Here is a 19,738-nt window from a genome sequence, read left to right as displayed (position 1 = left end):
GGCGGCATCCGCATCGAAGACGAAGTGCTGTGCACTGATGGCGAGGCGGACAACCTGACGCGGCCGGCGTTTGCGGCGGCCAACGGCTGAGCCCCTCGTGGTTGGCTGCTTGGAGCAATAGCCGCGCTTGGCGGGGCGGGGTGGGTTCGCGGGGGACGCCGTGAATCCATCCCTGGAGGCTTGGCCGCGGCATCCATGCCGCGGACACCCCCGCGAACCCACCCCGCCCCACCTCTGACAGTTTCCGTGTGCGTCCAACCACGGAAGAAAGAAAGAAAAGCAAAAGCGGGTCGCTCGCTGCGCTCGCTCTGTGTCGACCAAGGTCGACACCTACCAACAGCCGCGTGAACCTGTCGAAGGCGGGGTACTGTGGGTTTGCGGGGTGTGAGCCGCATGGATGCGGCGACCAAGCCTACAAGGACGTACTTGCGGCGGCCCCGCAAACCCACAGTACCCCGCCATCCCACGGAATGCCGCTGTTGCGGTTGCTGTTGCTGTGGCCTCTGCAGGTGCAGGGCTGCAAGCCCTGCCGAAAACCCCTACCCCGCCATCACCGCTTCGATCTCATCGGCGCTGCGCGCCAGGCCTTCGGTCAGCACGCGATGGCCGTCATCGGTGATCAGCACATCGTCTTCAGTGCGGATGCCGATACCGCGCCAACGCGGTTCCACCGTCGTGTCGTCCACGCCGATGTACAGCCCCGGCTCGATGGTGAACGCCATGCCAGGCTCCAGAAGGCGTGAATCACCGGCGAGGCGGTAATCGCCCACATCGTGCACGTCCAATCCGATCCAGTGGCCGGTCTTGTGCCGGTAGAAGCGCTGGTACAGGCCTTCGGACAGATTCTTTTCCAGCGTGCCCTTCAGCAGGCCCAGGCGCAGCAGGCCCTCGGTCAAGGTCTGCACTGCGGCCAGATGGCCGGCCTCGTAGGGCACGCCCGGCTTGGCCTGGGCCAGCGCCGCCGCCTGCGCCTCGCCGACCAGGTCGTGCAGCGCGCGCTGCTCGGCACTGAAGCGGCCGTTCACCGGGAAGGTGCGGGTGATGTCGCTGGCGTAGCCACGGTACTCGGCGCCGGCGTCGATCAGCACCAGCTCGCCATCGCGCGACCGCGCGTTGTTGTCGCGGTAATGCAGGATGCAGCCGTTGCGGCCGGCACCGACGATGCTGCAATACGCAGGGACCGCATCGCTGGCGCGGAACACGCGTTCCAGCTCGGCCTGCAGTTCATACTCGTGGATGCCGGCCCTGGCGGCCTTCATCGCCGCCAGATGCGCACGCACGCTGATCTGTGCGGCGTGGTGCATCAGTGCCACTTCGGCGCCGGATTTGAACAGGCGCTGCTCGTGCAGCAGGTGGCCCAGCTCCAGGAACTCATGGGGCGGCTGCGCACCGTGGCGTACCTGCGAACGCACGCGGTTGACCCAGCCGATCAGCTTCAGATCGAAGTCGGCGTCGCGGCCGAAGTGGTAGTAGACGCGCGAGCGCCCTTCCAACAGGCCCGGCAGGATGTCGTCCAGATCATCGATCGGGTAGGCATCGTCCATGCCGTACTGCGCTACCGCGCCTTCCTGGCCGGCGCGGCTGCCGTCCCAGGCCTCGCGCTCGGCATCGCGCTCGCGGCAGAACAGGATGGCCTCGCCGTGGCGGCGGCCCGGAATCAGCACCAGCACCGCTTCCGGTTCCGGGAAGCCGCTCAGGTACTGGAAATCCGAATCCTGGCGGAACGGATAATGGGTATCGAGGCTGCGCACCTTCTCGGCTGCGGCCGGCAGCACCAGGATCGCATCCTCGCCAGCCATGTCCATCAGCTGGCGGCGGCGACGCTTGTATTCGCCGGCCGCGATGCCGGTGCGCTGCCTGATATCCATCAGTTCAGGCGCTGCCGATGGCGCGCGGCCAGCACCACGTCGCCGTGCAGCAGCAGCACCGCCACGCGGATGAACTCCTCGATCTCCGACAGGGCTTCGTCGTCGTCATCGCCGCCGGCCTCGAAATCCTCACTGGACGCACGCGCCAGGCTGGCCATGTCGGTCAGCGCTTCTTCGCCCTCTTCGGACAGGGCCGGGCGGCGGCCGCCGCTGCCCAGGCCGAAGCCGCCCAGGAACGAGCGGGTCCAGCTGAACATGGCATCGGCCTGCGCGGACACGTCGTCGCTGTCGGCGAGCAGCAGTTCGAAGGCGAAGTCGCGGTCTTCCAGCTGCTTGATGGTGGCCTGCAGCAGCTGCCCCAGCACGCTGTCGGCGGCCACCGGCGGCAGGGTGTCGTCGGCGAGCACGCGCGCCGGCCAATCGTTGCCGGGGGCGCCGCCGGCGGCCAGCCAGCCGCACAGCGCGCCGTGCAGCTCGGCAGCGGTAGCGCCCAGGCCCAGCGCCTGGCTGGCGCGGGTAACGTCGTCGACGGAGGGAAGTTCGGTCATCGTGCGGCTCGTTCGGAATAAGGAAACCCGGGGTGCGCACGCGCGCGCCCGTGAGACCCCGTAGTGTAGCAACCCTGCGGCATCCTCTCGTGGCCGTCCGGCCTTGCTGCGACAGCGCTTGACCGCCCTCACCCGGCTTGCCTATCGTGCCCGCATGGAACCCGCCGATCCCCTTGCCCAGCTGCAGGACTTTGCCGCCCGCGTGGACGCGTTGCTTGAACGCAACCAGCGCCTGGCCGAGGAGAACCGCAGCCTGCGCCACCAGCAGGAACAGCTGGTGGCCGAGCGCTCGACGCTGCTGGCCAAGAACGAGCAGGCGCGCTCGCGGGTGGAAGCGATGATCAGCCGGCTCAAATCCCTGGAGCAGCACACATGAGCGCCGAACCGGTCAGTGTCCGCATCCTCGATCGTGAATACACCGTGGGCGTCGGCGCCGACGAACGCGACAGCCTGATGGCCGCCGCACGCCTGCTCGATGCGCGCATGCGCGAGATCCGCGGCAGCAACCGCATGGCCGCCGTCGACCGCGTCGCCGTGCTGGCCGCGCTGAACCTGGCCCACGAACTGCAGCTGCTGCGCGACGAGAACGCCCGCCAGGCCGTGGCGCTGCAGCAGACGCTGGCCGACCTGAACCGGCGCCTGGACCGCGCGATCGACGGCGGCGCCTGAAGACCGTGCACAACGCGTCTTCTCATATCTGAATTGGCACGGACTGTTGCCGACGAACGGCCTATCCAGATCCTGCGTGCTGGCTATAATGGCCACGCGTTCTCTGCGGTACTCGACGGCATGTGCAAACATTCGCCTTGTCCCTTAAGAACGACACCGGGAGCGCGACAGCGCCGGGAGTGCAGGTCCGCCTTGTAGCGGGAAGCCCGATGGTTCTCCAGCGTTCCCACTTGAGCCCCCGGGTTCAAGGTCGTTTCGCATGCATCGACATTGCGGAGAATGCAATATTCCAGCAAGGGCGGCGTCTTCGGGCGTCGCCCTTGTTCTTTCCGGCACAATGGCGGCTGATCCTTGCCGCTCGCTGCCATGACCGACCCGCGCCAGGCCTTGCGCCACGACCTGCGGCAACGCCGCCGTGACCTTAACGCTGGTGAGCGCATCGCCGCCGCCGAATCGCTTGCCGATGCCCTGCTCGCCCTGCCGTTCGCCCCGCGCGAAGGCGCGGTGGCCGGCTACTGGGCGCTGGATGGCGAAATCGCCCTGCACCGCTGGCAGCTGCAACTGCCCGAAGGACTCACCTACTGCCTGCCGGTGCTGGCCGGCGACGTGCTGCGCTTCGCACCATGGCGGCCCGGGCAGCCGCTGACCAGCAACCGCTATGGCATCCCCGAGCCGGACGTGGCCGTGGAAGACACCCTGGAACCGGAACGGATGGCGCTGGTCGTGACCCCATTGGTGGGGTTCGACGCACAGTGCCGCCGGCTGGGCATGGGGGGCGGCTGGTATGATCGCAGCTTCGCCTTCCGCCACGACCGGCCGGCGCCGCCCTGGCTGGTCGGTGCTGCGTTCGCGGTGCAGCAGGTCGAGTCCTTGCCGGTGGCGTCGTGGGACGTGCCGGTGGATGCGATCTGCACCGAAGACGGCACCCTGTTCCCCTCCGCTGCCCCCGTGAACGCATGACCGCCCGCAAGCGCTACTGGCTGATGAAGTCCGAACCGGACGCCTTCTCCATCGATGACCTGGCCAAGGTCAAGGTCGAACCCTGGAACGGGGTGCGCAACTACCAGGCGCGCAATTTCATGCGCGATGGCATGCAGGTGGGCGATGGCATCCTGTTCTACCACTCCAACACCAAGGTGCCCGGCATTGTCGGCCTGGCCACCGTGGCCAGCCCAGCCTACCCGGACGACACCCAGTTCGACCCGAAATCCGACTACCACGACCCCAAGAGCACGCGCGAGAACCCGCGCTGGATGCTGGTGGACGTGGCCTTCGACCGCAAGCTCAAGCAGGTGATCGCGCTGGACGAGATCAAGTTGCACGCTGACGAGCTGGGCGAGGGCTTCCCGCTGGTTGCCAGGGGCAATCGCCTGTCGGTGTTCCCGGTGACCGCCGCGCAGTGGAAGCTGCTGCTGTCGCTGGAAAAGAAATCCTGATTCCCTGCCTGAGAGTTCTTCCCATGTCCGAAGCCAAGCGCCTGGCCGCCGAGAAAGCCATCGAGTACGTCGAAGACGGCATGATCGTCGGTGTCGGCACCGGTTCCACCGTGGCCTATTTCATCGATGCCCTGGCCCGCATCCAGCACCGCATCAAGGGCGCCGTGTCCAGCTCCGAGCAGAGCACCGCACGCCTGAAGCAGCACGGCATCGAGGTGATCGAGCTGAACCACAGCGGCAACCTGTCGCTGTACGTCGATGGCGCCGACGAGTGCGACCCGAACAAGTGCCTGATCAAGGGCGGCGGCGCCGCACTGACCCGCGAGAAGATCATCGCCGAGGCCAGCGAGCGCTTCATCTGCATCGTCGACCCGAGCAAGCAGGTGCCGGTGCTGGGCAAGTTCCCGCTGCCGGTGGAAGTGATCCCGATGGCGCGCAGCCTGGTCGCCCGCCAGATCCGCGACATGACCGGCGGCCAGCCGACCTGGCGCGAGGGCGTGGTCACCGACAACGGCAACCAGATCCTGGACATCCACAACCTGCAGATCACCGATCCGGAAAAGCTGGAGCGCGAGCTCAACCAGCTGCCGGGCGTGGTCTGCGTCGGCCTGTTCGCGCGCCGTCGCGCCGATGTGGTGATCGTCGGCGGCGAGCCGCCGGTCGTGCTCTGACCCTTCCGAAGGAGCCTGACGATGTCGCTGTTGCGTTCGCTGCTGATGTTTCCGCTGCTGGCCCTGGCCGGCTGCGCCACCGACGCGGCCCGCCATTGGGTCGAGCTGGACGGCGCCCGCTACCAGGTCGAGCTGGCCACCAACGATGAAACCCGCGCGCGCGGGCTGATGTTCCGCGACCAGATGGCGGCCGACCACGGCATGCTGTTCATCCACGACCGCGAGGAAATGCAGGCGTACTGGATGAAGAACACCAGGATCGCGCTGGACATCCTGTACTTCGACAGCCAGCGCAGGCTGGTCAGCCAGCAGCGCGACGTACCGCCGTGCTCGGCCGGCGACATGTGCCCGCCCTATCCCAGCGGCGGCCCGGCGCGTTATGTACTGGAACTCAACGCCGGCCAGGCCGAGAAGCTGCAGCTCAAGGACGGCACGGAGCTGAAATTCGGTCCGGGCATCGAAAAGTAAACGATGCGGCCGGCCAGCGGCCGGCGCGCGCGGTAGTGCCGGCCGCTGGGCGGCAACCCAGCAGGGGTCAGATCCCATTCGCTCGCGAAAGGCATCTGACCCCTGAATTTTTCACGCGATACCGCTTGAAACCGCCTGCGAATGACGCCAGTCTGTGGCCATGCAGGACCGGATCACACTCCCCGACTGGGATGCCCTGGCCGACCTCGAAGACGAGGCGCTGCCACTGTTGCCGACCGCGCTGCTGATCGCGCGCGATGAGTACCCCGATCTGCAGCCGTCCACCTACGACGCGCTGATCCAGAGCCATGTCGAGCACCTCCGCTCGGAAGTGGAGAGCATCGACAACAGCCCGCTGAAGATGGCGGCGATCAACCGCCACCTGTTCGACGAGCTGGGCTACAGCGGCGACCACGACGAGTACTACGACCCGCGCAACAGCTACCTCAACCAGGTATTCGAGCGCCGCCTGGGCAATCCGATCTCGCTGGCGCTGGTGCAGATGGAAGTCGCGCGCCGGCTGGGTATTCCGCTCGATGGCGTGTCCTTCCCCGGCCACTTCCTGGTGCGCCTGCCGGTGGACGACGGCGTGCTGGTGATGGACCCGTTCAACGGTGGCCGACCGCTGGACGTGGACGAACTGCGCGAGCGGGCCAAGTCACATCTGGGCGGGCAGATGCCCGACGACCAGGTGCTGGCGCAGATCCTCGACCCGGCGCCCGCGCGCGCGATCCTGATGCGCATGCTGCGCAACCTGCACGGCGTGTATGCCGAAGCCGGCGAGTGGGACCGCGCCGCGCGCAGTGCCGACCGCCTGCTGAAGCTGGCCCCGGAGCAGGACGATGCGCTGCGCGACCGCGGCCTGGCCTACCTGCAGCTGGAGTACCTGGCCGGTGCCCGCCACGATCTGGGCCAGTACCTGAAGCGGAACCCGGAAGCCAGCGATGCGCAGTGGCTGCGCGAGAAGCTGATCGACCTCGGCGGGCCGATGCCGCGACTGCATTGAGGGAGTCGGTGTGTGGACCAGCGGTCCACACCCACCGGATGGGCCGGGTGGCCCTCCAGTCAATCGACCTCGACCATCTCGAAATCGGCCTTGGTCACCCCGCAATCCGGGCAGGTCCAGGTCTCGGGAATGTCCTCCCAGCGCGTCCCTGGCGCGATGCCTTCCTCCGGCAAGCCTTCCGCTTCGCTGTACAGGAAGCCGCAGACCACGCACATCCAGGTGCGCAAGGTGGTGGGGGTGGCATCGCTCATCGGATAATCAGGACTGGATTCACGGGCCGCCATTGTCCCATCGCGGTCCACTCACCGGTAGCCATCGATGACTTCTGCTTCCCCGGCGCCCCGCGGCGTCTACCTGATCACCCCGGACGAGCCCGATACCGCACGCCTGCTGGCCCGCACCGCGCCGCTGCTGGCCGCCGGCGCCACCTGGCTGCAGTACCGCAACAAGACCGCAAGCGACGCGCTGCGGCGGGAGCAGGCCACCGCGCTGCAGGCACTGTGTGCGGACCACGGCGTGCCGCTGATCGTCAACGATGACCCGGCGCTGGCCAAGGCCGTGGGCGCGGCGGGCGTGCACCTGGGCGGCACCGACGGCGACATCCCCAGCGCGCGCGCCCTGCTCGGCCCCGAGGCCATCATCGGCGCCTCCTGCTATGACCAGCTGGCCAATGCCGAGAGGGCCGTGGCCGCCGGCGCCAGCTACGTGGCCTTCGGCGCGTTTTTCCCGACCACCACCAAGATCACCACCAGCCGCGCCCATACCGACCTGCTGCGGCAAAGCGCCGCACTGGGCGTGCCGCGGGTGGCGATCGGCGGGCTGACGCCGGACAATGTCGGTCCCATCATCGACGCCGGCGCCGATCTGGTCGCCGTGGTCAGCAGCGTGTTCGCCGCCGAAGACCCGGTCGCGACCCAGCGCGCCTTCCTCGCCCAGTTCGCGTAACGCCCAGGATATTCCCCCATGAACCACGACCAGTCCCACGCCCTGTTCTCCCGCGCCCAGCAGCTGTTGCCGGGCGGCGTCAATTCGCCGGTGCGCGCGTTCAAGTCGGTCGGCGGCGAACCGTTCTTCGTCGAGCGCGCCGACGGCGCCTACCTGTACGACGTCGACGGCAACCGCTACATCGACTACGTCGGCTCCTGGGGCCCGATGATCGTCGGCCACAACCACCCGGCGGTACGCCAGGCGGTGAAGAAGGCGATCGACAACGGCCTGTCATTCGGCGCGCCATGCGCGGCCGAGGTGACCATGGCCGAGACCATCACCCGCCTGGTGCCGTCGTGCGAGATGGTGCGCATGGTCAACTCCGGCACCGAGGCCACCCTGTCGGCGATCCGCCTGGCGCGTGGCGCCACCGGCCGCAACCGCATCGTCAAGTTCGAAGGCTGCTACCACGGCCACGGCGACTCGTTCCTGGTCAAGGCCGGCAGCGGCATGCTGACCCTGGGCGTGCCGACCTCGCCGGGCGTCCCGGCCGGGCTGAGCGAACTGACCCTGACCCTGCCCTACAACGACTTCGAAGCGGCCACTGCGCTGTTCGAGCAGCAGGGCGATGACATCGCCGGCCTGATCATCGAACCGGTGGTCGGCAACGCCAACTGCATCCCGCCGCGCGAGGGCTACCTGCAGCACCTGCGCGAACTGTGCACGAAACACGGCGCGCTGCTGATCTTCGACGAAGTGATGACCGGCTTCCGCGTCGCCCTCGGCGGTGCGCAGGCGCACTACGGCATCACCCCGGACCTGACCACGTTCGGCAAGATCATCGGCGGCGGCATGCCGGTGGGTGCGTACGGCGGTCGCCGCGAGCTGATGCAGCAGATCGCCCCGGCCGGCCCGATCTACCAGGCTGGCACGCTGAGCGGCAACCCGGTGGCGATGGCCGCTGGCCTGGCGATGCTGGAGCTGATCCAGCAGCCGGGTTTCCACGACGACCTGGCCGAACGCACCGCACGCCTGTGCGCCGGCCTGGAAGCGGCCGCCGCCGAAGCCGGCGTGGCGGTGACCACCACCCGCGTGGGCGCGATGTTCGGGCTGTTCTTCACCAGTGAGAAGGTGGAGACCTATGCGCAGGCCACCGCCTGTGACATCCCAGCGTTCAACCGCTTCTTCCACGCGATGCTGGAGCAGGGCGTGTTCCTGGCGCCGTCGGCGTACGAGGCCGGCTTCCTGTCCAGCGCCCACGATGACGCGGTGATCGAGGCCACCCTCGCCGCTGCACGCGTGGCATTCAAGGCCGCCAAGGGCTGATCGCAAAGAAAGGGGACGGAGGGGATTAAGTCGTTTGTGCATAAACGACTTAATCCCCTCCGTCCCCTTTTTTCAACCGAAGACGAACTTGCCCTTCATCATCGCGAAGTGGCCGGGGAACGAGCAGAAGAAAGTGTAGTCGCCGCCCTTCTGCAGGCCCTGGGTGGAAAAGCGCACGCGCGTGGTCTCGCCACCACCAATTACTTTGGTGTGCGCCAGCACGCGCTTGTCGGCCTTCGGCAGGTAGCTGTCGGCCAGGGTCATGCGCATGCCTGCCAGTGCCACCGGCTGGTAGTCGGCCGTGCGGGTCAGCACCCAGTTATGGCCCATCGCGGTAGCGGCCAGCTTGCCGGTATGGCGCAGGGTCAGATCCACGGCGGTGCAATCAGCGGCGAGCTTGATCTCGCGACTGCTGAAGCTCATCTGGTCGGTGCTGTCGATGCTCACCGCACACACCCGCGCCATCGCCGACGGCGCCAGCATCAGCGCGCCCAGTCCCACTGCCACCCACCAAGCCTTCATCGTTGCCTCTCCTGCGGTTCAAGCACCATTCTAGGCAGGCCCCTGCGGCCGCGTCTGCGACCGTCTGTCGCATGCCCACTCCAGGGTTTCCCGCGCACTCACTGCAATGGCATGCTCGACCGATGCGGATCGACCTGTTGCTGCTGGATGTGGACGGCGTGCTGGTGCAGTACCAGCGCGCGCAGCGCGTGCTGCACCTGGCGCAGGCACTGGATGTTACCCCTGCCGCAGTGCAGGCGGCGCTGTTCGACAGCGGACTGGAAGCGGCGCATGACAACGGCACGCTGCAGGGTCCGGCCTATCTGGCGCAGCTGGGGGCGTGCCTGGGCAGGACCGTCGATGTACCCAGCTGGATCGCCGCACGCCAGGCGGCCAGCCATCCGCAGCACGCGGTGCTGCAGCGGCTGCAGGTTCTGCAGCTGCCACTGGCGGTACTGACCAACAACGGCGCGCTGATGGCACAGGCGCTGCCCACCCTGCTGCCGGAACTGTTCCCTGCGCTGCAGGGACGCGTGTTCTGCAGCGCCGATTTCGGCCTGCGCAAACCTGAGCCCGCAGTATTCCTGCGCACACTCGACGTACTGGGCGTGGCGCCTTCGCACACGCTGTTCGTCGATGACCTGTTCGCCAATGTGCGCGGCGCACGCGCCGCCGGCCTGCACGCGGAAACCGTGCGCGATGGCCGTGGATTGGGCAAGGTGTTGAAGCGCTATAGGATCGCGTGACGCGCTGTAGAGCCGAGCCCATGCTCGGCTCCTGTTGCCTGACATCGCGATGAGCCGAGCGTAGGCTCGGCTCTACAGATGCCTCTGCCGGCTTCAGCGCGCGGCAATGAACGCAGCAATCGCTGCGCGCAGGCGCTTGAGGCCTTCGGCCACTTCTTCGTCGGTGATGTTCAGCGACGGCACGAAGCGCAGCACGTCCGGGCCGGCCTGCAGGGTCAGCAGGCCGTGCTCGGCGGCATGGTCGAGGATCGCCCCGGCCTGGCCGGCGAAGTCCTTGCCCAGCACCGCGCCCAGCATCAGGCCGCGGCCACGCACGTCGCTGAACACACCAAACTCGTCGTTGATGCGGGCGAAGCCATCGCGCAGCGCCTTCGACTGGCGGCTGACATTGGCGGCGATCTCCGCCGAGGCCAGCTTGCGCAGTGCCACGCGGGCCACCGCGGCGGCCAGGGGGTTGCCGCCGAAGGTGGTGCCGTGCGCGCCGAACTGCATGGTCTCAGCCACCTTCGGGCCGGCCAGCATCGCGCCGATCGGGAAGCCGCCACCGAGTGCCTTGGCCAGGGTGACCATGTCCGGCACCACATCATCCTGCCAGTGCGCGAACAGCGTGCCGGTGCGGCCCATGCCGGCCTGGATCTCGTCCAGCACCAGCAGTGCGTTGTGCTGGTCGCACAGCTCGCGCACGCGCTTGAGGAAGCCGGACTTGGCCGGCATCACGCCGCCCTCGCCCTGGATCGGCTCCAGCATCACCGCCGCCACGTCGCCGGCGGCCATCGCGGTTTCCAGCTGCACCTCATCGTTGAAATCGATGTAGCGGAAGCCACCGGGCAGCGGCTCGTAGCCTTCCTGGTACTTCGGCTGGGCAGTAGCGGTCACCGCGCCCATCGTGCGGCCGTGGAAGCTGCCACGGAAAGTGATGATCACCCGCTTGTCGGCGGGACGGCCCTGGCTGGAGGCCCACTTGCGGACCATCTTGATCGCCACTTCGTTGGCTTCGGCGCCGGAATTGCACAGGAACACGCGCTCGGCGAAGCGGCTGACCTTCACCAGCTCCTCGGCCAGGTGCAGCGGCGGTGCGCTGTAGAACACATTGCTGGTGTGCCAGAGCTTGCCGGCCTGCTCGACCAGCGCGGCCACCAGGTCCGGATCGTTGTGGCCCAGGCCGCACACGGCGATACCCGCAGCCAGGTCGATGAACTCACGCCCCTGGCTGTCCCACACGCGGGCGCCCTGGCCTCGTTCCAGTACCACCTGGCGGGGCTTGTAGACCGGCAGGTAATAGTGCGAAAGGGAGATCAGCGGATCGGTAGCGGCGGTCATGGCAGTCGGCAGGGTTCAGGAATCCCCATTCTCGCGCCGGAACCCCTGCGGCACAATGCGCCCATGCGACCGTTTTCCGCCCCCCAGCTGAACCCCGCCACCGAGACCGGCTGGCGCCGTCGGTGGTTCGACATCATCTACCGCCATGACTCGCGGCCCTCGCGCAACTTCGACTTGATCCTGGTGGTGGCGATCGTCGCCAGCATCCTGGTGGTGATGATCGACAGCGTGCAGCACCTGCATGCCGAGTGGTCCACCGGCCTGTACATCCTGGAATGGGGCTTCACCATCATCTTCACCGCCGAGTACCTGCTGCGGCTGGCGGTGGTCAAGCGCCCGCTGCGCTACGCGGTGAGCATCTGGGGCATCATCGACCTGCTGTCGATCCTGCCCGCCTACCTGTCGATGTTCATCCCGGGCGCGCAGAGCCTGCTGGTGGTGCGTGCGCTGCGCATCCTGCGGGTATTCCGCATCCTCAAGCTGACCCGCTACATCGAGGAAAGCGGCGTCCTGATGACGTCGCTGTGGCGCAGCCGGCGCAAGGTGCTGGTGTTCCTGTTCACGGTGATCACCATCACCATCATCGCCGGGGCGCTGATGTACGTGATCGAGGGCCCCGAACACGGCTTCACCAACATCCCGGCCAGCATGTACTGGGCGGTGGTGACCATGGCCACGGTCGGCTTCGGCGACATCGTGCCGCAGACCGTGCTGGGCCGCTTCGTCACCTCGGTGCTGATCCTGATCGGCTACAGCATCATCGCCGTGCCTACCGGCATCTACACCGCCGAACTGGCCAGCACCATGCGCGAAGCCGAGCTGGCGGCGCGCCGTGATGCCCGCGGCTGCCCGCACTGCGGGCTGGAAGGCCACGAGCCGGATGCACGGCATTGCCGCAGATGTGGCGGTGAACTGCCGGATGCATTCAGCCATTGAGTCACATGCCGGCCAGCGGCCGGCACTACCAACCCCGCAGGGTGCGCGCCGGGCATGGCCCGGCGCTACCGTGGGCAGATCCACGCCCTGTGTGGATCGCCCTCAGCGCATGCGGTTGCTGGTGGTCACCAGGTCGTTGTAGGCATCCAGAATCGTCGACTGTGCGCCTTCAGGGTCGGTGGTGAGCCAGCTGCCCGACGCCTTGCGCTCGGCGGCCAACGCATCGGCGGTGATCGGCTTGCCCTGCTCCAGACGCTCGACACCGCGACCGGCGCTACGCACCAGCTTGTCGGCCGAGCGCTGCACATGGCCCCACATCGGGTCGTCCTTGCCGACACCACCGTTCTGGATTTCCGTCACCAGCGCCTGATAGTCGGCCAGCTGGCCGCGCAACACCGCAACGTCCGGTGCCTCGCCCTGGAACGCCATCGCCAGCTGCTTGCCATCGCCGACAAGGCGCAGGTGGTAATAGGCCAGCGAGCGGCCTTCGCTTTCCTCGATCTGCTTCAGCTGGGCGGCGCGGCGATCGTTCTCGTTCTTTTCCAGCGCCGCATCCATTGCTTCGCTGGCCTTGAAGAAATCAGCATAGGCCTGCATCAGCGGGGCATGCTGGCTGCGCATCCCTTCGCCACCATCGCGACGATAGTCCTCGCGGGTGAAGTACCCATCGGCACGCTCGATCAGGGTGTTCAGTGCCTGGAATGCCTGCTGGTACTGTCGCGCGGGTGCATCCAGTGGCGTGGCAGGGGTCTTTGCCAGCGCATCGGTCAGCGGCTGGCCGCAGTACTCGACGCGGTGCGACAACACCTTGCCAGGTGAGCGCGGCTGCGCTTCCTTGCCGGTTGGACCGGCTTCGGAATCCTTCATCCAACCGGTGTAGGTCTGGAAACCCTCGTGGATGGGCTGTTCGACGCCGTTGTAGCACTCGATATAGGCGTTCACCTTTTCCAGCCCGGGATCGGCGACAGCCAGCCCGGCCGGGTTGTTGCAGCCGGCCAGCGCGCAGAGCAGGAGAACAGGAATCAGGCGTGTGGATGCGTTCAAATCAGTTCCTTGCACCAGTGAAAACTGCAGGCATCGTCATGCATGGCGCGAGCGCGCGCTCCAGCACCTCGGGAAGGTGCTGGCATTCGGGGCTGCGGGGCGTGTCATGTCGCGATCAACCTGCTCAATTGCGACAAAAATAACGCGTTGAGCTTCCCGCCTACTGGCGGTTGCTCTGGAAAACGAGCGAGTTGTATTCCTGCATCAGCTTGCTGGCAGAGCCACGCGGTGCCATCGAGGGCGAATCCAGCATGCGCCGTTCGAAATCGCTGTAGGGCGTCTTGCTGCTGACCCGCTGCAGCCGCTCCTTGCCTTCCCGACGGAAGTTCTCGGCTTCGCGCTCGAAGCTGTTCCAGTCCAGCTTGCCCGGCTCCTGATCGGCCACCTTGGCATGCGCCTCGTCGGAAATACGGTTGAAGGCGTCGAGTCGTTCACGGGCTTGGGCCGGATCAAAGTCGTCCTCGCTCATCAGCTCCACGATCGCCTTGGCTTCCAGCATCATCGCCAGACGGTAATACTCGCGCGTTCGCCCCTCGGCCTGTTCCAATACCTTGAGCTGCTCGCGCTGGGCAGCGTCATTCTGGCGCTCCAGCTCGGCGTTGAACGTTTCGCTGGCAGCCACGAAGTCCTTGAATGCGGCCATCAAGGGCGCGTGCAGCTGCTTGCCCTTGGCAAACTGGTCGTCTTCGTAGTCCTGGCGATCATAGTAGTCGTGCGCCTCCTTGCTGACCGGCACCAGCGCCTTCAGCGCCTGCTGGTAATGCCCAGCAGCGGCATCGAGCTCAGCCAGCGCCGGCTTGGCAGCCATCGCCTCGGTCACGGGGCCATCGCACTGCTTCATGTCGTAATCGCTGATCTCGAACGGACCGTACACCTGTGTCTCGCGCCCGCTCGGGCCGGCCTCGACGTCCTTGATCCAGCGCGTGTAGGACTGGAGGCTGTCGTGCGTCTTCGAATCAAGCGCGTTGAAGCAGCCGATGTAGGCGTTGAGCTTCGCCGTCAACTGCTGCTGTGCGTCCGACGGCACCGTGTTGACCTCCGGCGTGCCTGCGGCGCCGGCGTCGCCAGCAGTTGCAGGGGCCTTGCCACCGCAGGCGGCCAGGACAAGCGACAGCGAAGCGGCCAGCGCCGCGATGGAAAGCGTACGTGTCATGTGTTCACATCCCTGTTGAAAACGATTACAGCCCTGCATTCTAGCGCAGCAGGCCGAGGGCCGCAGCCCTCGGCCCTTGCGCAACGTAGCACTCAGTCCAGGAACAGATCCGGCAACAACGACCGCGACGGGTCCACGGCATAGCCGGACAGATCGCTGACGCCGGCCTGTGCCAGCACTTCATCGTCGATCAGGAACTGGCCGTGGAAACCCGCCGCCTCACGCACCAGCACCGCATGCGCGGCGTCGGCCATGATCTGCGGCGTACGGCAGCCCGCTGCATCCACGCCCGGAATCATGTTGATTGCATCGGTGGCGATCACCGTGCGCGGCCACAGCGCGTTCACCGCCACACCCTGCGGGCCGAATTCCGCGGCCAGGCCGAGCGTGACGAAGCTCATGCCCATCTTCGCCAGCGTGTAGCCGGTATGCGCGCCCCACCACTTCGGTTCCAGGCTGGGCGGCGGCGCCAGGGTCAGGATGTGCGGATTCGGCGCCTGCAGCAGGTACGGCAGGCAGGCCTGCGCGCACAGGAAACTGCCGCGCGAATTGACCTGCTGCATCAGGTCGAAGCGTTTCATCGGCGTATCCAGCGTGCCACGCAGCCAGATCGCGCTGGCATTGTTGACCAGGATGTCGATGCCACCAAAGGCGTCGACCGTGGCGGCAACCGCCGCCTGCACCTGCTCTTCCTCGCGGATGTCGCACTTCAGCGCCAGCCCCTGGCCGCCGGCCGCGGTAACGGCTTCGGCTGCGGTATGGATGGTGCCCGGCAGCTTTGGGTTCGGCACCGCCGACTTGGCCGCAATCGCCACGTTGGCGCCGTCACGCGCAGCGCGCAGTGCGATGGCCAGGCCGATGCCACGCGAGGCACCCGTGATGAAAAGCGTTTTGCCCTGCAGACTGCCCACGTTCCACACTCCAGCGTATGCAATGAGCCGCTAGTATGCCGCGCCGACGTGGAGTTCACCCGGGCTTGACGATACTAGGGCCTCCAGTCAACGCACGAGGTTCACGCCATGCGCCGTTCCCGCCTGTTGCTGCCTGCCCTGGGGCTTGCCCTGCTGACCGCCTGCCAGGGCCGTTCGCCGGAACCCGGCAAGGAACCGTCGGCCGGTGACACGCCCAGCGCAGAAAAAGCCGCCGCGGACGGCAAGCTGCGCTGGAGCGAGGCAGTGGTGTGGGATGGCGACCTCAACGCCTGCCGCCAGGGCGAGAATGCGGCCACGCGTGAGTGCCTGCACGATGCGATGCGCGCTGGTGGCGCAAGCGCCGATGCCATTGCTGCCGCCGAACAGTTGTCCACCGGCGGCGAGCTGGCCTACGTGACGGCCTGGCATGAGAACGAAGGCCTGGGCATTGCCACGGTCGAGTATCCGTTCCGCGCCAACACCAACGAGGGCACCCGCCTGGTCGACGCCACCGGCAAGCGCATCGATGTGGATGCCGTGCAGCTGGACGACACCCTGCGTGCCGACCCCGCCGTGCAGGCCCTGCTGAAGGACCACCCGCAGGCCACGCCGTTCGCACCGGCGCAGTCGGCCGGGGCCACGCCGCTGGAGAACGGCGGCATCCGCCTGCTGTACCGCACGCCGCTGCGCGACTGCCACGCCTGCCCGGATGTGGGCCAGCTGCAGATCGCCTACGACTTCGATGCCAAGCGCAACTTCATCGGCCAGCAGGTAGTGCCGGCGACGCCGTAAGGTCACAAGCCTCTGTAGAGCCGAGCCATGCTCGGCTCATTGAATGCAGCCGAGCATAGCTCGGCTCTACAATACGGTTCTCCCCGGCGCATCCACGCATCGTGTGGATCTACCGGTACCCCTGCACCTGCTTCCTCAGCAGATGCGGCACGATCAGCTGATGCACCGGCGCAACTGGCAGCATGTACACGCGCCCGAACGCGTTGTGCGTATGCACCACCGTTGCCACTTCCAGCACGTCGCCGTGCCACTGCAGGGCCAGCTGCACACGCAGGTGGCGGTCGTCGTCTTCCAGCACGATGGCATCGTCATCCAACGACTGCAGGGTGAAGATGCCCAGTCGCTGCCCGGGTTGAGGATCCGCAACATCCTGCACCGCGCGCAACGAGCCCAGGTGCTTCATGCCGAGCAGGCGCATGCCGCGATTGCGCAGCGCCATCAGCCCATCGAACCAGCCGGGAATGGTCGCGGCCATATCGCGATAGGCCTGCAAGGCCGAGCGTCCATCACGATGGGTCGTTGCCTGGCAGGCATGCACGAAGTCGGCGCCGGCCAGCTGTGGGCGCAGGACACTGCGCGCGCTTGGCGGGCCGGTCACCACCTGCGCAGTGCTCACGGCTTCGGCCCCTGCCCCTCGTTGTCTTCCCAATGCAGGATGCGGCGGGTGACGAAGCGGTAGACCGGCTTGCCGGTGGCGAACCACAGTTCGCGCACCCACGAGGTGCGCTTGAGCACCCGCTTCTCCACCGGGGTGAGCGACTCGCGGCAATACATGCGCTTGTGCTTGAGCAGGTGGCGCAGGTCCTCGCGGGCCAGCAGGCGCATCCAGCGCGAGCGCGGGTTGCCGATCACTGCCAGCTGGAAATCGATCAATGCCGGGCGGCCGTCTTCGGTCACCAGCCAGTTGGCTTCCTTGGCCAGGTCGTTGTGGACCACGCCGCGCCGATGCAGCTGCTGCAGCAGGCGACGCGCGGCGCGGAACCAGGCCAGGTCGCCACGCGGTGGGCGCTGGTACATGGCGTCGCCGGCCATGAAACTGCGGTCGAGATGATGCCCATTCCAAGCCAGCAGCTGCGGCACATCGGCCATGCCGTGGATATGGCGCAGCGCGCGCGCTTCGCGGCGGGCCAGCCACCAGGCCGGCAGCCGCAACCACAGCGGCGTGGCGCCCAGGTCACGGCGTACGAAGGGGCCGGCCGGCCCTTCCACACGGAGGATGCGACCGAAGCTGTCGGCCTTCAAAGCATGCGGTGGCGTGTCTGGCGTATGCGGCATGGGCCCATTCTAGGCGATGGCGCCGGTTGCAAACGGTCACCAAGCGGCTGGGAACCAGTCACCTTCACGCCCCTATAATCGGGCAATGGACTCTTCATGGATCGACGCCACGCTCGCGTGGATTGCCGCTCACCCCGTGCTGGCGGGTGCCGTTATCTTCCTCATCGCCTTCTGCGATGCGGTGATCATTCTCGGTGCCATCGTGCCGGCCCTGCCGCTGCTGTTCGCGGTGGGCGTGTTCATCGGCCTGGGCCAGATCTCCGGGCCGTACGCGGTGGCCGCAGCCGCACTGGGCGCGTTCGCCGGTGATGGCATCAGTTACTGGATCGGGCGCCGCTGGGGTGACCGCCTGCGTGGCGTGTGGCCCTTCAGCCGTTACCCGCAGCTGCTCGACCGCGGCGAAAACCTGTTCCGCCGCAATGCCTTCAAGAGCATCCTGGTGGCACGCTACGTCGGCGCGATCCGGCCGTTCGTGCCCGCCATCGCGGGCATGATGAAGATGCCAGCCAGCCGCTATGTGCAGGCCAGTGGCATCGCCAGCATTTCATGGGCGGTGCTGTTCCTGGCCCCGGGCTGGATTCTTGGCGAGGCCTATGACGCGGTGGCCGCGGTAGCCGGTCGGCTGGTGGTGGTGGTCGGCCTGCTGGCGGTGATCCTCGGCCTGGTCTGGGCCATTGTGCTGTACGGCTACCGCTGGTCGGCCGCGCGCATGGACAACTGGCTGGCACGCCTGCTTGACTGGTCCAACCGCCATCCGACGCTGGGCCGCTACACCGTCGGTGTGCTGGACCCGAAGCGGCGCGAGTCGGTGCCGCTGGCGATGCTGGCGCTGATGCTGCTGGTGCTGGGCTGGGGCTGGTTCGCGCTGCTGACCGTGGTGGTCGCGCATGGCGAGCCACTGGCGATCGACCTGCTGATACACCAGGCCATGCTGGCCCTGCGCAACCCGCTGGCCGATTACCCGATGGCCGCGCTGGCGTCGCTGGGCGCCTGGCAGGTGCTGCTGCCGGCCACTGCGGCGGCGATGGGCTACCTGGTCTGGCGCCGGCGCTGGATGGCGGCCGCACACTGGCTGGCCGCGCTGGCCTTCGGCCTGGCGCTGACCATGCTGCTCGGCGCTACCGTCGACGTGGTGCGTCCGGTCGACGCCAGCAGCGGCTTCGGCTTCCCGTCGGTGTCGGTGACGATGGCCACCATCACCTTCGGCTTCTTCGCGGTGCTGATCGCCCGCGAGATGCCCGGCCGCACCCGCGTCTGGCCGTACCTGGTGTCGGGCATCGTGGTCAGCCTGATCGGTTTCTCGCGCCTGTACCTGGGCGCGCACTGGCTGAGCGATGTGATCGGCGGCATGCTGTTCGGCACGTTCTGGCTGCTGGTGCTGGGCATCGCCTACCGCCGCCGCTTCAACCGCTCGTTCTGGGTGAAGCCGGTGGCATGGCTGTTCTACGGCGTCTTCGCCGTCGCCGCGATGTGGTACGCACCGCGCAATATCCCGGTGAAGCTGGAACGCTTCGAGCCGACCTTGCCGGCCCCGCAGGCAATGGACACGCAGGCCTGGTGGCAGCACGACTGGGCGACACTGCCGGCGCGCCGCAACGAGTTCGATGACGACCAGCGCTGGCCGCTGGACGTGCAGGTGGCCGGTCCGCTGGCACCGCTGCAGGCACAACTGGAAGCGCGCGGCTGGAAGCGGCAGGAGCAGGCCGGCTGGCAGCAGGCGCTGCTGATGCTGGACAAGAACACCGGCGCCGATGAACTGCCGGTGCTGCCGGCGACGCTGGAAACCCGCGTGGAAGCGCTGTTGATGGTACGCCCGGGTACACACCGTGATGAGCGCTACGTACTGCGCCTGTGGCCGGCCCCTGCGCGGTTGCAGCCGGGCAACACGCCGCTGTGGCTGGGCAGTGCACAGACCCTGCGCTACGAACGCCATTTCGAGTGGATCGGCATGTGGCACCCGCTGCGTGGCGTCGACCCGGCATTGAATGCCGTGAAGGACGCCGTGCAGGACCTGCCGCAGCGCGAGGACGTGCACAGCGAAACCGGGTTGCCGGTGCTGCGGTTGAAGACCACACCGTGATGGAGCCGCCGGGCATGGCCCGGCGCTACCGGAACACGGACGGGTAGCGCCGGGCCATGCC

Annotated in this window: 23 protein-coding genes and 1 other RNA gene; 14 read left to right on the top strand and 10 right to left on the bottom strand. The window is 67.3% G+C overall.

The window, feature by feature from the left end:
• Window positions 1-539 precede the first annotated feature (539 nt).
• Together RCF13_RS00800 and RCF13_RS00795 are read right to left on the bottom strand one after the other, a co-directional pair.
• A complete protein-coding gene (locus RCF13_RS00800; RefSeq protein ID WP_134968839.1) occupies window positions 540-1,862 on the bottom strand; it encodes an aminopeptidase P N-terminal domain-containing protein in 1,323 nt (440 codons plus the stop codon).
• Between the two features lie 5 nt (window positions 1,863-1,867).
• Window positions 1,868-2,416: a UPF0149 family protein gene (locus tag RCF13_RS00795; protein ID WP_005418994.1), complete on the bottom strand. Its 549-nt coding sequence runs from the start codon at window positions 2,414-2,416 to the stop codon at window positions 1,868-1,870.
• 154 nt (window positions 2,417-2,570) lie between these two features.
• Between RCF13_RS00795 and RCF13_RS00790 the strand changes: the two genes are divergently transcribed.
• The 8 genes from RCF13_RS00790 to RCF13_RS00755 all read left to right on the top strand — a co-directional run bounded on the left by RCF13_RS00790 (window position 2,571) and on the right by RCF13_RS00755 (window position 6,666).
• On the top strand, window positions 2,571-2,792 hold the full coding sequence (locus RCF13_RS00790) for a TIGR02449 family protein (protein WP_005418996.1): 222 nt from the start codon (window positions 2,571-2,573) through the stop codon (window positions 2,790-2,792).
• A complete protein-coding gene (locus RCF13_RS00785; RefSeq protein WP_180877994.1) occupies window positions 2,789-3,085 on the top strand; it encodes a cell division protein ZapA in 297 nt (98 codons plus the stop codon). The genes RCF13_RS00790 and RCF13_RS00785 overlap by 4 nt, the downstream gene beginning before the upstream one ends.
• A gap of 97 nt (window positions 3,086-3,182) precedes the next feature.
• Window positions 3,183-3,368, top strand: a non-coding RNA gene (ssrS, locus tag RCF13_RS00780) — 6S RNA.
• Window positions 3,369-3,451: 83 nt separating this feature from the next.
• Entirely contained in the window at window positions 3,452-4,045 is a 594-nt protein-coding gene (locus tag RCF13_RS00775; protein WP_032954483.1) for a 5-formyltetrahydrofolate cyclo-ligase, read from the top strand.
• A complete protein-coding gene (locus RCF13_RS00770; RefSeq protein ID WP_061480756.1) occupies window positions 4,042-4,521 on the top strand; it encodes an EVE domain-containing protein in 480 nt (159 codons plus the stop codon). The genes RCF13_RS00775 and RCF13_RS00770 overlap by 4 nt, the downstream gene beginning before the upstream one ends.
• 23 nt (window positions 4,522-4,544) lie before the next feature.
• Entirely contained in the window at window positions 4,545-5,192 is a 648-nt protein-coding gene (rpiA, locus tag RCF13_RS00765; protein ID WP_005419003.1) for a ribose-5-phosphate isomerase RpiA, read from the top strand.
• A 21-nt stretch (window positions 5,193-5,213) separates the two neighbouring features.
• Window positions 5,214-5,660 carry a DUF192 domain-containing protein gene (locus RCF13_RS00760; RefSeq protein WP_134969428.1) on the top strand — a complete coding sequence of 149 codons (447 nt, stop codon included), beginning with the start codon at window positions 5,214-5,216 and terminating at the stop codon, window positions 5,658-5,660.
• Between the two features lie 160 nt (window positions 5,661-5,820).
• A complete protein-coding gene (locus RCF13_RS00755) occupies window positions 5,821-6,666 on the top strand; it encodes a SirB1 family protein (RefSeq protein ID WP_005419007.1) in 846 nt (281 codons plus the stop codon).
• Window positions 6,667-6,725: 59 nt separating this feature from the next.
• Here RCF13_RS00755 and RCF13_RS00750 read toward each other — a convergent pair whose 3' ends face one another.
• On the bottom strand, window positions 6,726-6,950 hold the full coding sequence (locus RCF13_RS00750; protein WP_014038358.1) for a rubredoxin: 225 nt from the start codon (window positions 6,948-6,950) through the stop codon (window positions 6,726-6,728).
• Window positions 6,951-6,984: 34 nt separating this feature from the next.
• Between RCF13_RS00750 and thiE the strand changes: the two genes are divergently transcribed.
• A complete protein-coding gene (gene thiE, locus RCF13_RS00745) occupies window positions 6,985-7,611 on the top strand; it encodes a thiamine phosphate synthase (protein WP_061480490.1) in 627 nt (208 codons plus the stop codon).
• A gap of 18 nt (window positions 7,612-7,629) precedes the next feature.
• Entirely contained in the window at window positions 7,630-8,919 is a 1,290-nt protein-coding gene (hemL, locus tag RCF13_RS00740; protein WP_061480491.1) for a glutamate-1-semialdehyde 2,1-aminomutase, read from the top strand.
• A 72-nt stretch (window positions 8,920-8,991) separates the two neighbouring features.
• Here hemL and azu read toward each other — a convergent pair whose 3' ends face one another.
• The gene (gene azu / locus RCF13_RS00735; RefSeq protein WP_061480492.1) at window positions 8,992-9,441 is read right to left on the bottom strand and encodes an azurin; all 450 of its coding nucleotides are present in this window, start codon (window positions 9,439-9,441) and stop codon (window positions 8,992-8,994) included.
• 122 nt (window positions 9,442-9,563) lie between these two features.
• Between azu and RCF13_RS00730 the strand changes: the two genes are divergently transcribed.
• Window positions 9,564-10,166 (top strand): HAD-IA family hydrolase, encoded by a 603-nt coding sequence (locus RCF13_RS00730; protein WP_061480493.1) that lies wholly within the window; start codon window positions 9,564-9,566, stop codon window positions 10,164-10,166.
• A 93-nt stretch (window positions 10,167-10,259) separates the two neighbouring features.
• Here RCF13_RS00730 and RCF13_RS00725 read toward each other — a convergent pair whose 3' ends face one another.
• A complete protein-coding gene (locus RCF13_RS00725; protein WP_061480494.1) occupies window positions 10,260-11,486 on the bottom strand; it encodes an acetylornithine transaminase in 1,227 nt (408 codons plus the stop codon).
• Between the two features lie 63 nt (window positions 11,487-11,549).
• On the opposite strand from RCF13_RS00725, the gene RCF13_RS00720 reads away from it, so the two are divergent.
• Window positions 11,550-12,422 carry an ion transporter gene (locus RCF13_RS00720; protein ID WP_049439908.1) on the top strand — a complete coding sequence of 291 codons (873 nt, stop codon included), beginning with the start codon at window positions 11,550-11,552 and terminating at the stop codon, window positions 12,420-12,422.
• 102 nt (window positions 12,423-12,524) lie between these two features.
• Here the strand turns inward: RCF13_RS00720 and RCF13_RS00715 are convergent, their stop codons facing one another.
• The 3 genes from RCF13_RS00715 to RCF13_RS00705 all read right to left on the bottom strand — a co-directional run bounded on the left by RCF13_RS00715 (window position 12,525) and on the right by RCF13_RS00705 (window position 15,530).
• Entirely contained in the window at window positions 12,525-13,466 is a 942-nt protein-coding gene (locus RCF13_RS00715) for a YiiG family protein (protein WP_061480495.1), read from the bottom strand.
• Window positions 13,467-13,626: 160 nt separating this feature from the next.
• On the bottom strand, window positions 13,627-14,619 hold the full coding sequence (locus RCF13_RS00710) for a YiiG family protein (RefSeq protein WP_061480496.1): 993 nt from the start codon (window positions 14,617-14,619) through the stop codon (window positions 13,627-13,629).
• Between the two features lie 92 nt (window positions 14,620-14,711).
• Window positions 14,712-15,530 carry an NAD(P)-dependent oxidoreductase gene (locus tag RCF13_RS00705; protein WP_049439911.1) on the bottom strand — a complete coding sequence of 273 codons (819 nt, stop codon included), beginning with the start codon at window positions 15,528-15,530 and terminating at the stop codon, window positions 14,712-14,714.
• A gap of 108 nt (window positions 15,531-15,638) precedes the next feature.
• On the opposite strand from RCF13_RS00705, the gene RCF13_RS00700 reads away from it, so the two are divergent.
• The gene (locus RCF13_RS00700) at window positions 15,639-16,322 is read left to right on the top strand and encodes a hypothetical protein (RefSeq protein WP_134969099.1); all 684 of its coding nucleotides are present in this window, start codon (window positions 15,639-15,641) and stop codon (window positions 16,320-16,322) included.
• A gap of 109 nt (window positions 16,323-16,431) precedes the next feature.
• Here the strand turns inward: RCF13_RS00700 and RCF13_RS00695 are convergent, their stop codons facing one another.
• Both RCF13_RS00695 and RCF13_RS00690 read right to left on the bottom strand, forming a co-directional pair.
• Window positions 16,432-16,938: a DUF2867 domain-containing protein gene (locus RCF13_RS00695; protein ID WP_134969100.1), complete on the bottom strand. Its 507-nt coding sequence runs from the start codon at window positions 16,936-16,938 to the stop codon at window positions 16,432-16,434.
• The gene (locus tag RCF13_RS00690; RefSeq protein ID WP_231352282.1) at window positions 16,935-17,597 is read right to left on the bottom strand and encodes a serine/threonine-protein kinase; all 663 of its coding nucleotides are present in this window, start codon (window positions 17,595-17,597) and stop codon (window positions 16,935-16,937) included. Before RCF13_RS00690 ends, RCF13_RS00695 begins: the two co-directional genes overlap by 4 nt.
• An 85-nt stretch (window positions 17,598-17,682) precedes the next feature.
• Here RCF13_RS00690 and RCF13_RS00685 point away from each other — a divergent pair, with 85 nt between their 5' ends.
• Window positions 17,683-19,677, top strand: coding sequence for a bifunctional DedA family/phosphatase PAP2 family protein (locus tag RCF13_RS00685; protein WP_134968680.1), 1,995 nt, complete (start codon window positions 17,683-17,685; stop codon window positions 19,675-19,677).
• The last annotated feature ends 61 nt before the right edge of the window (window positions 19,678-19,738 follow it).

Origin of the sequence: Stenotrophomonas maltophilia group sp. RNC7, from assembly GCF_030910085.1 — a bacterium.
GTDB lineage: Bacteria > Pseudomonadota > Gammaproteobacteria > Xanthomonadales > Xanthomonadaceae > Stenotrophomonas > Stenotrophomonas sepilia.
Note: the sequence above shows the minus strand (reverse complement) of the source record. Positions and strands in the feature narration are given on the sequence as shown.

Bases quoted from the DNA above. Each gene is read 5' to 3' on its own strand.
- RCF13_RS00725 (WP_061480494.1), bottom strand. From the start codon at position 11,486: ATGACCGCCGCTACCGATCCGCTGATCTCCCTTTCGCACTATTACCTG.
- RCF13_RS00685 (WP_134968680.1), top strand. From the start codon at position 17,683: ATGGACTCTTCATGGATCGACGCCACGCTCGCGTGGATTGCCGCTCAC.
- RCF13_RS00700 (WP_134969099.1), top strand. From the start codon at position 15,639: ATGCGCCGTTCCCGCCTGTTGCTGCCTGCCCTGGGGCTTGCCCTGCTG.
- RCF13_RS00690 (WP_231352282.1), bottom strand. From the start codon at position 17,597: ATGCCGCATACGCCAGACACGCCACCGCATGCTTTGAAGGCCGACAGC.
- RCF13_RS00775 (WP_032954483.1), top strand. From the start codon at position 3,452: ATGACCGACCCGCGCCAGGCCTTGCGCCACGACCTGCGGCAACGCCGC.
- RCF13_RS00720 (WP_049439908.1), top strand. From the start codon at position 11,550: ATGCGACCGTTTTCCGCCCCCCAGCTGAACCCCGCCACCGAGACCGGC.
- rpiA (WP_005419003.1), top strand. From the start codon at position 4,545: ATGTCCGAAGCCAAGCGCCTGGCCGCCGAGAAAGCCATCGAGTACGTC.
- RCF13_RS00770 (WP_061480756.1), top strand. From the start codon at position 4,042: ATGACCGCCCGCAAGCGCTACTGGCTGATGAAGTCCGAACCGGACGCC.
- hemL (WP_061480491.1), top strand. From the start codon at position 7,630: ATGAACCACGACCAGTCCCACGCCCTGTTCTCCCGCGCCCAGCAGCTG.
- RCF13_RS00710 (WP_061480496.1), bottom strand. From the start codon at position 14,619: ATGACACGTACGCTTTCCATCGCGGCGCTGGCCGCTTCGCTGTCGCTT.
- RCF13_RS00785 (WP_180877994.1), top strand. From the start codon at position 2,789: ATGAGCGCCGAACCGGTCAGTGTCCGCATCCTCGATCGTGAATACACC.
- azu (WP_061480492.1), bottom strand. From the start codon at position 9,441: ATGAAGGCTTGGTGGGTGGCAGTGGGACTGGGCGCGCTGATGCTGGCG.
- RCF13_RS00795 (WP_005418994.1), bottom strand. From the start codon at position 2,416: ATGACCGAACTTCCCTCCGTCGACGACGTTACCCGCGCCAGCCAGGCG.
- thiE (WP_061480490.1), top strand. From the start codon at position 6,985: ATGACTTCTGCTTCCCCGGCGCCCCGCGGCGTCTACCTGATCACCCCG.
- RCF13_RS00750 (WP_014038358.1), bottom strand. From the start codon at position 6,950: ATGGCGGCCCGTGAATCCAGTCCTGATTATCCGATGAGCGATGCCACC.
- RCF13_RS00790 (WP_005418996.1), top strand. From the start codon at position 2,571: ATGGAACCCGCCGATCCCCTTGCCCAGCTGCAGGACTTTGCCGCCCGC.
- RCF13_RS00755 (WP_005419007.1), top strand. From the start codon at position 5,821: ATGCAGGACCGGATCACACTCCCCGACTGGGATGCCCTGGCCGACCTC.
- RCF13_RS00760 (WP_134969428.1), top strand. From the start codon at position 5,214: ATGTCGCTGTTGCGTTCGCTGCTGATGTTTCCGCTGCTGGCCCTGGCC.
- RCF13_RS00730 (WP_061480493.1), top strand. From the start codon at position 9,564: ATGCGGATCGACCTGTTGCTGCTGGATGTGGACGGCGTGCTGGTGCAG.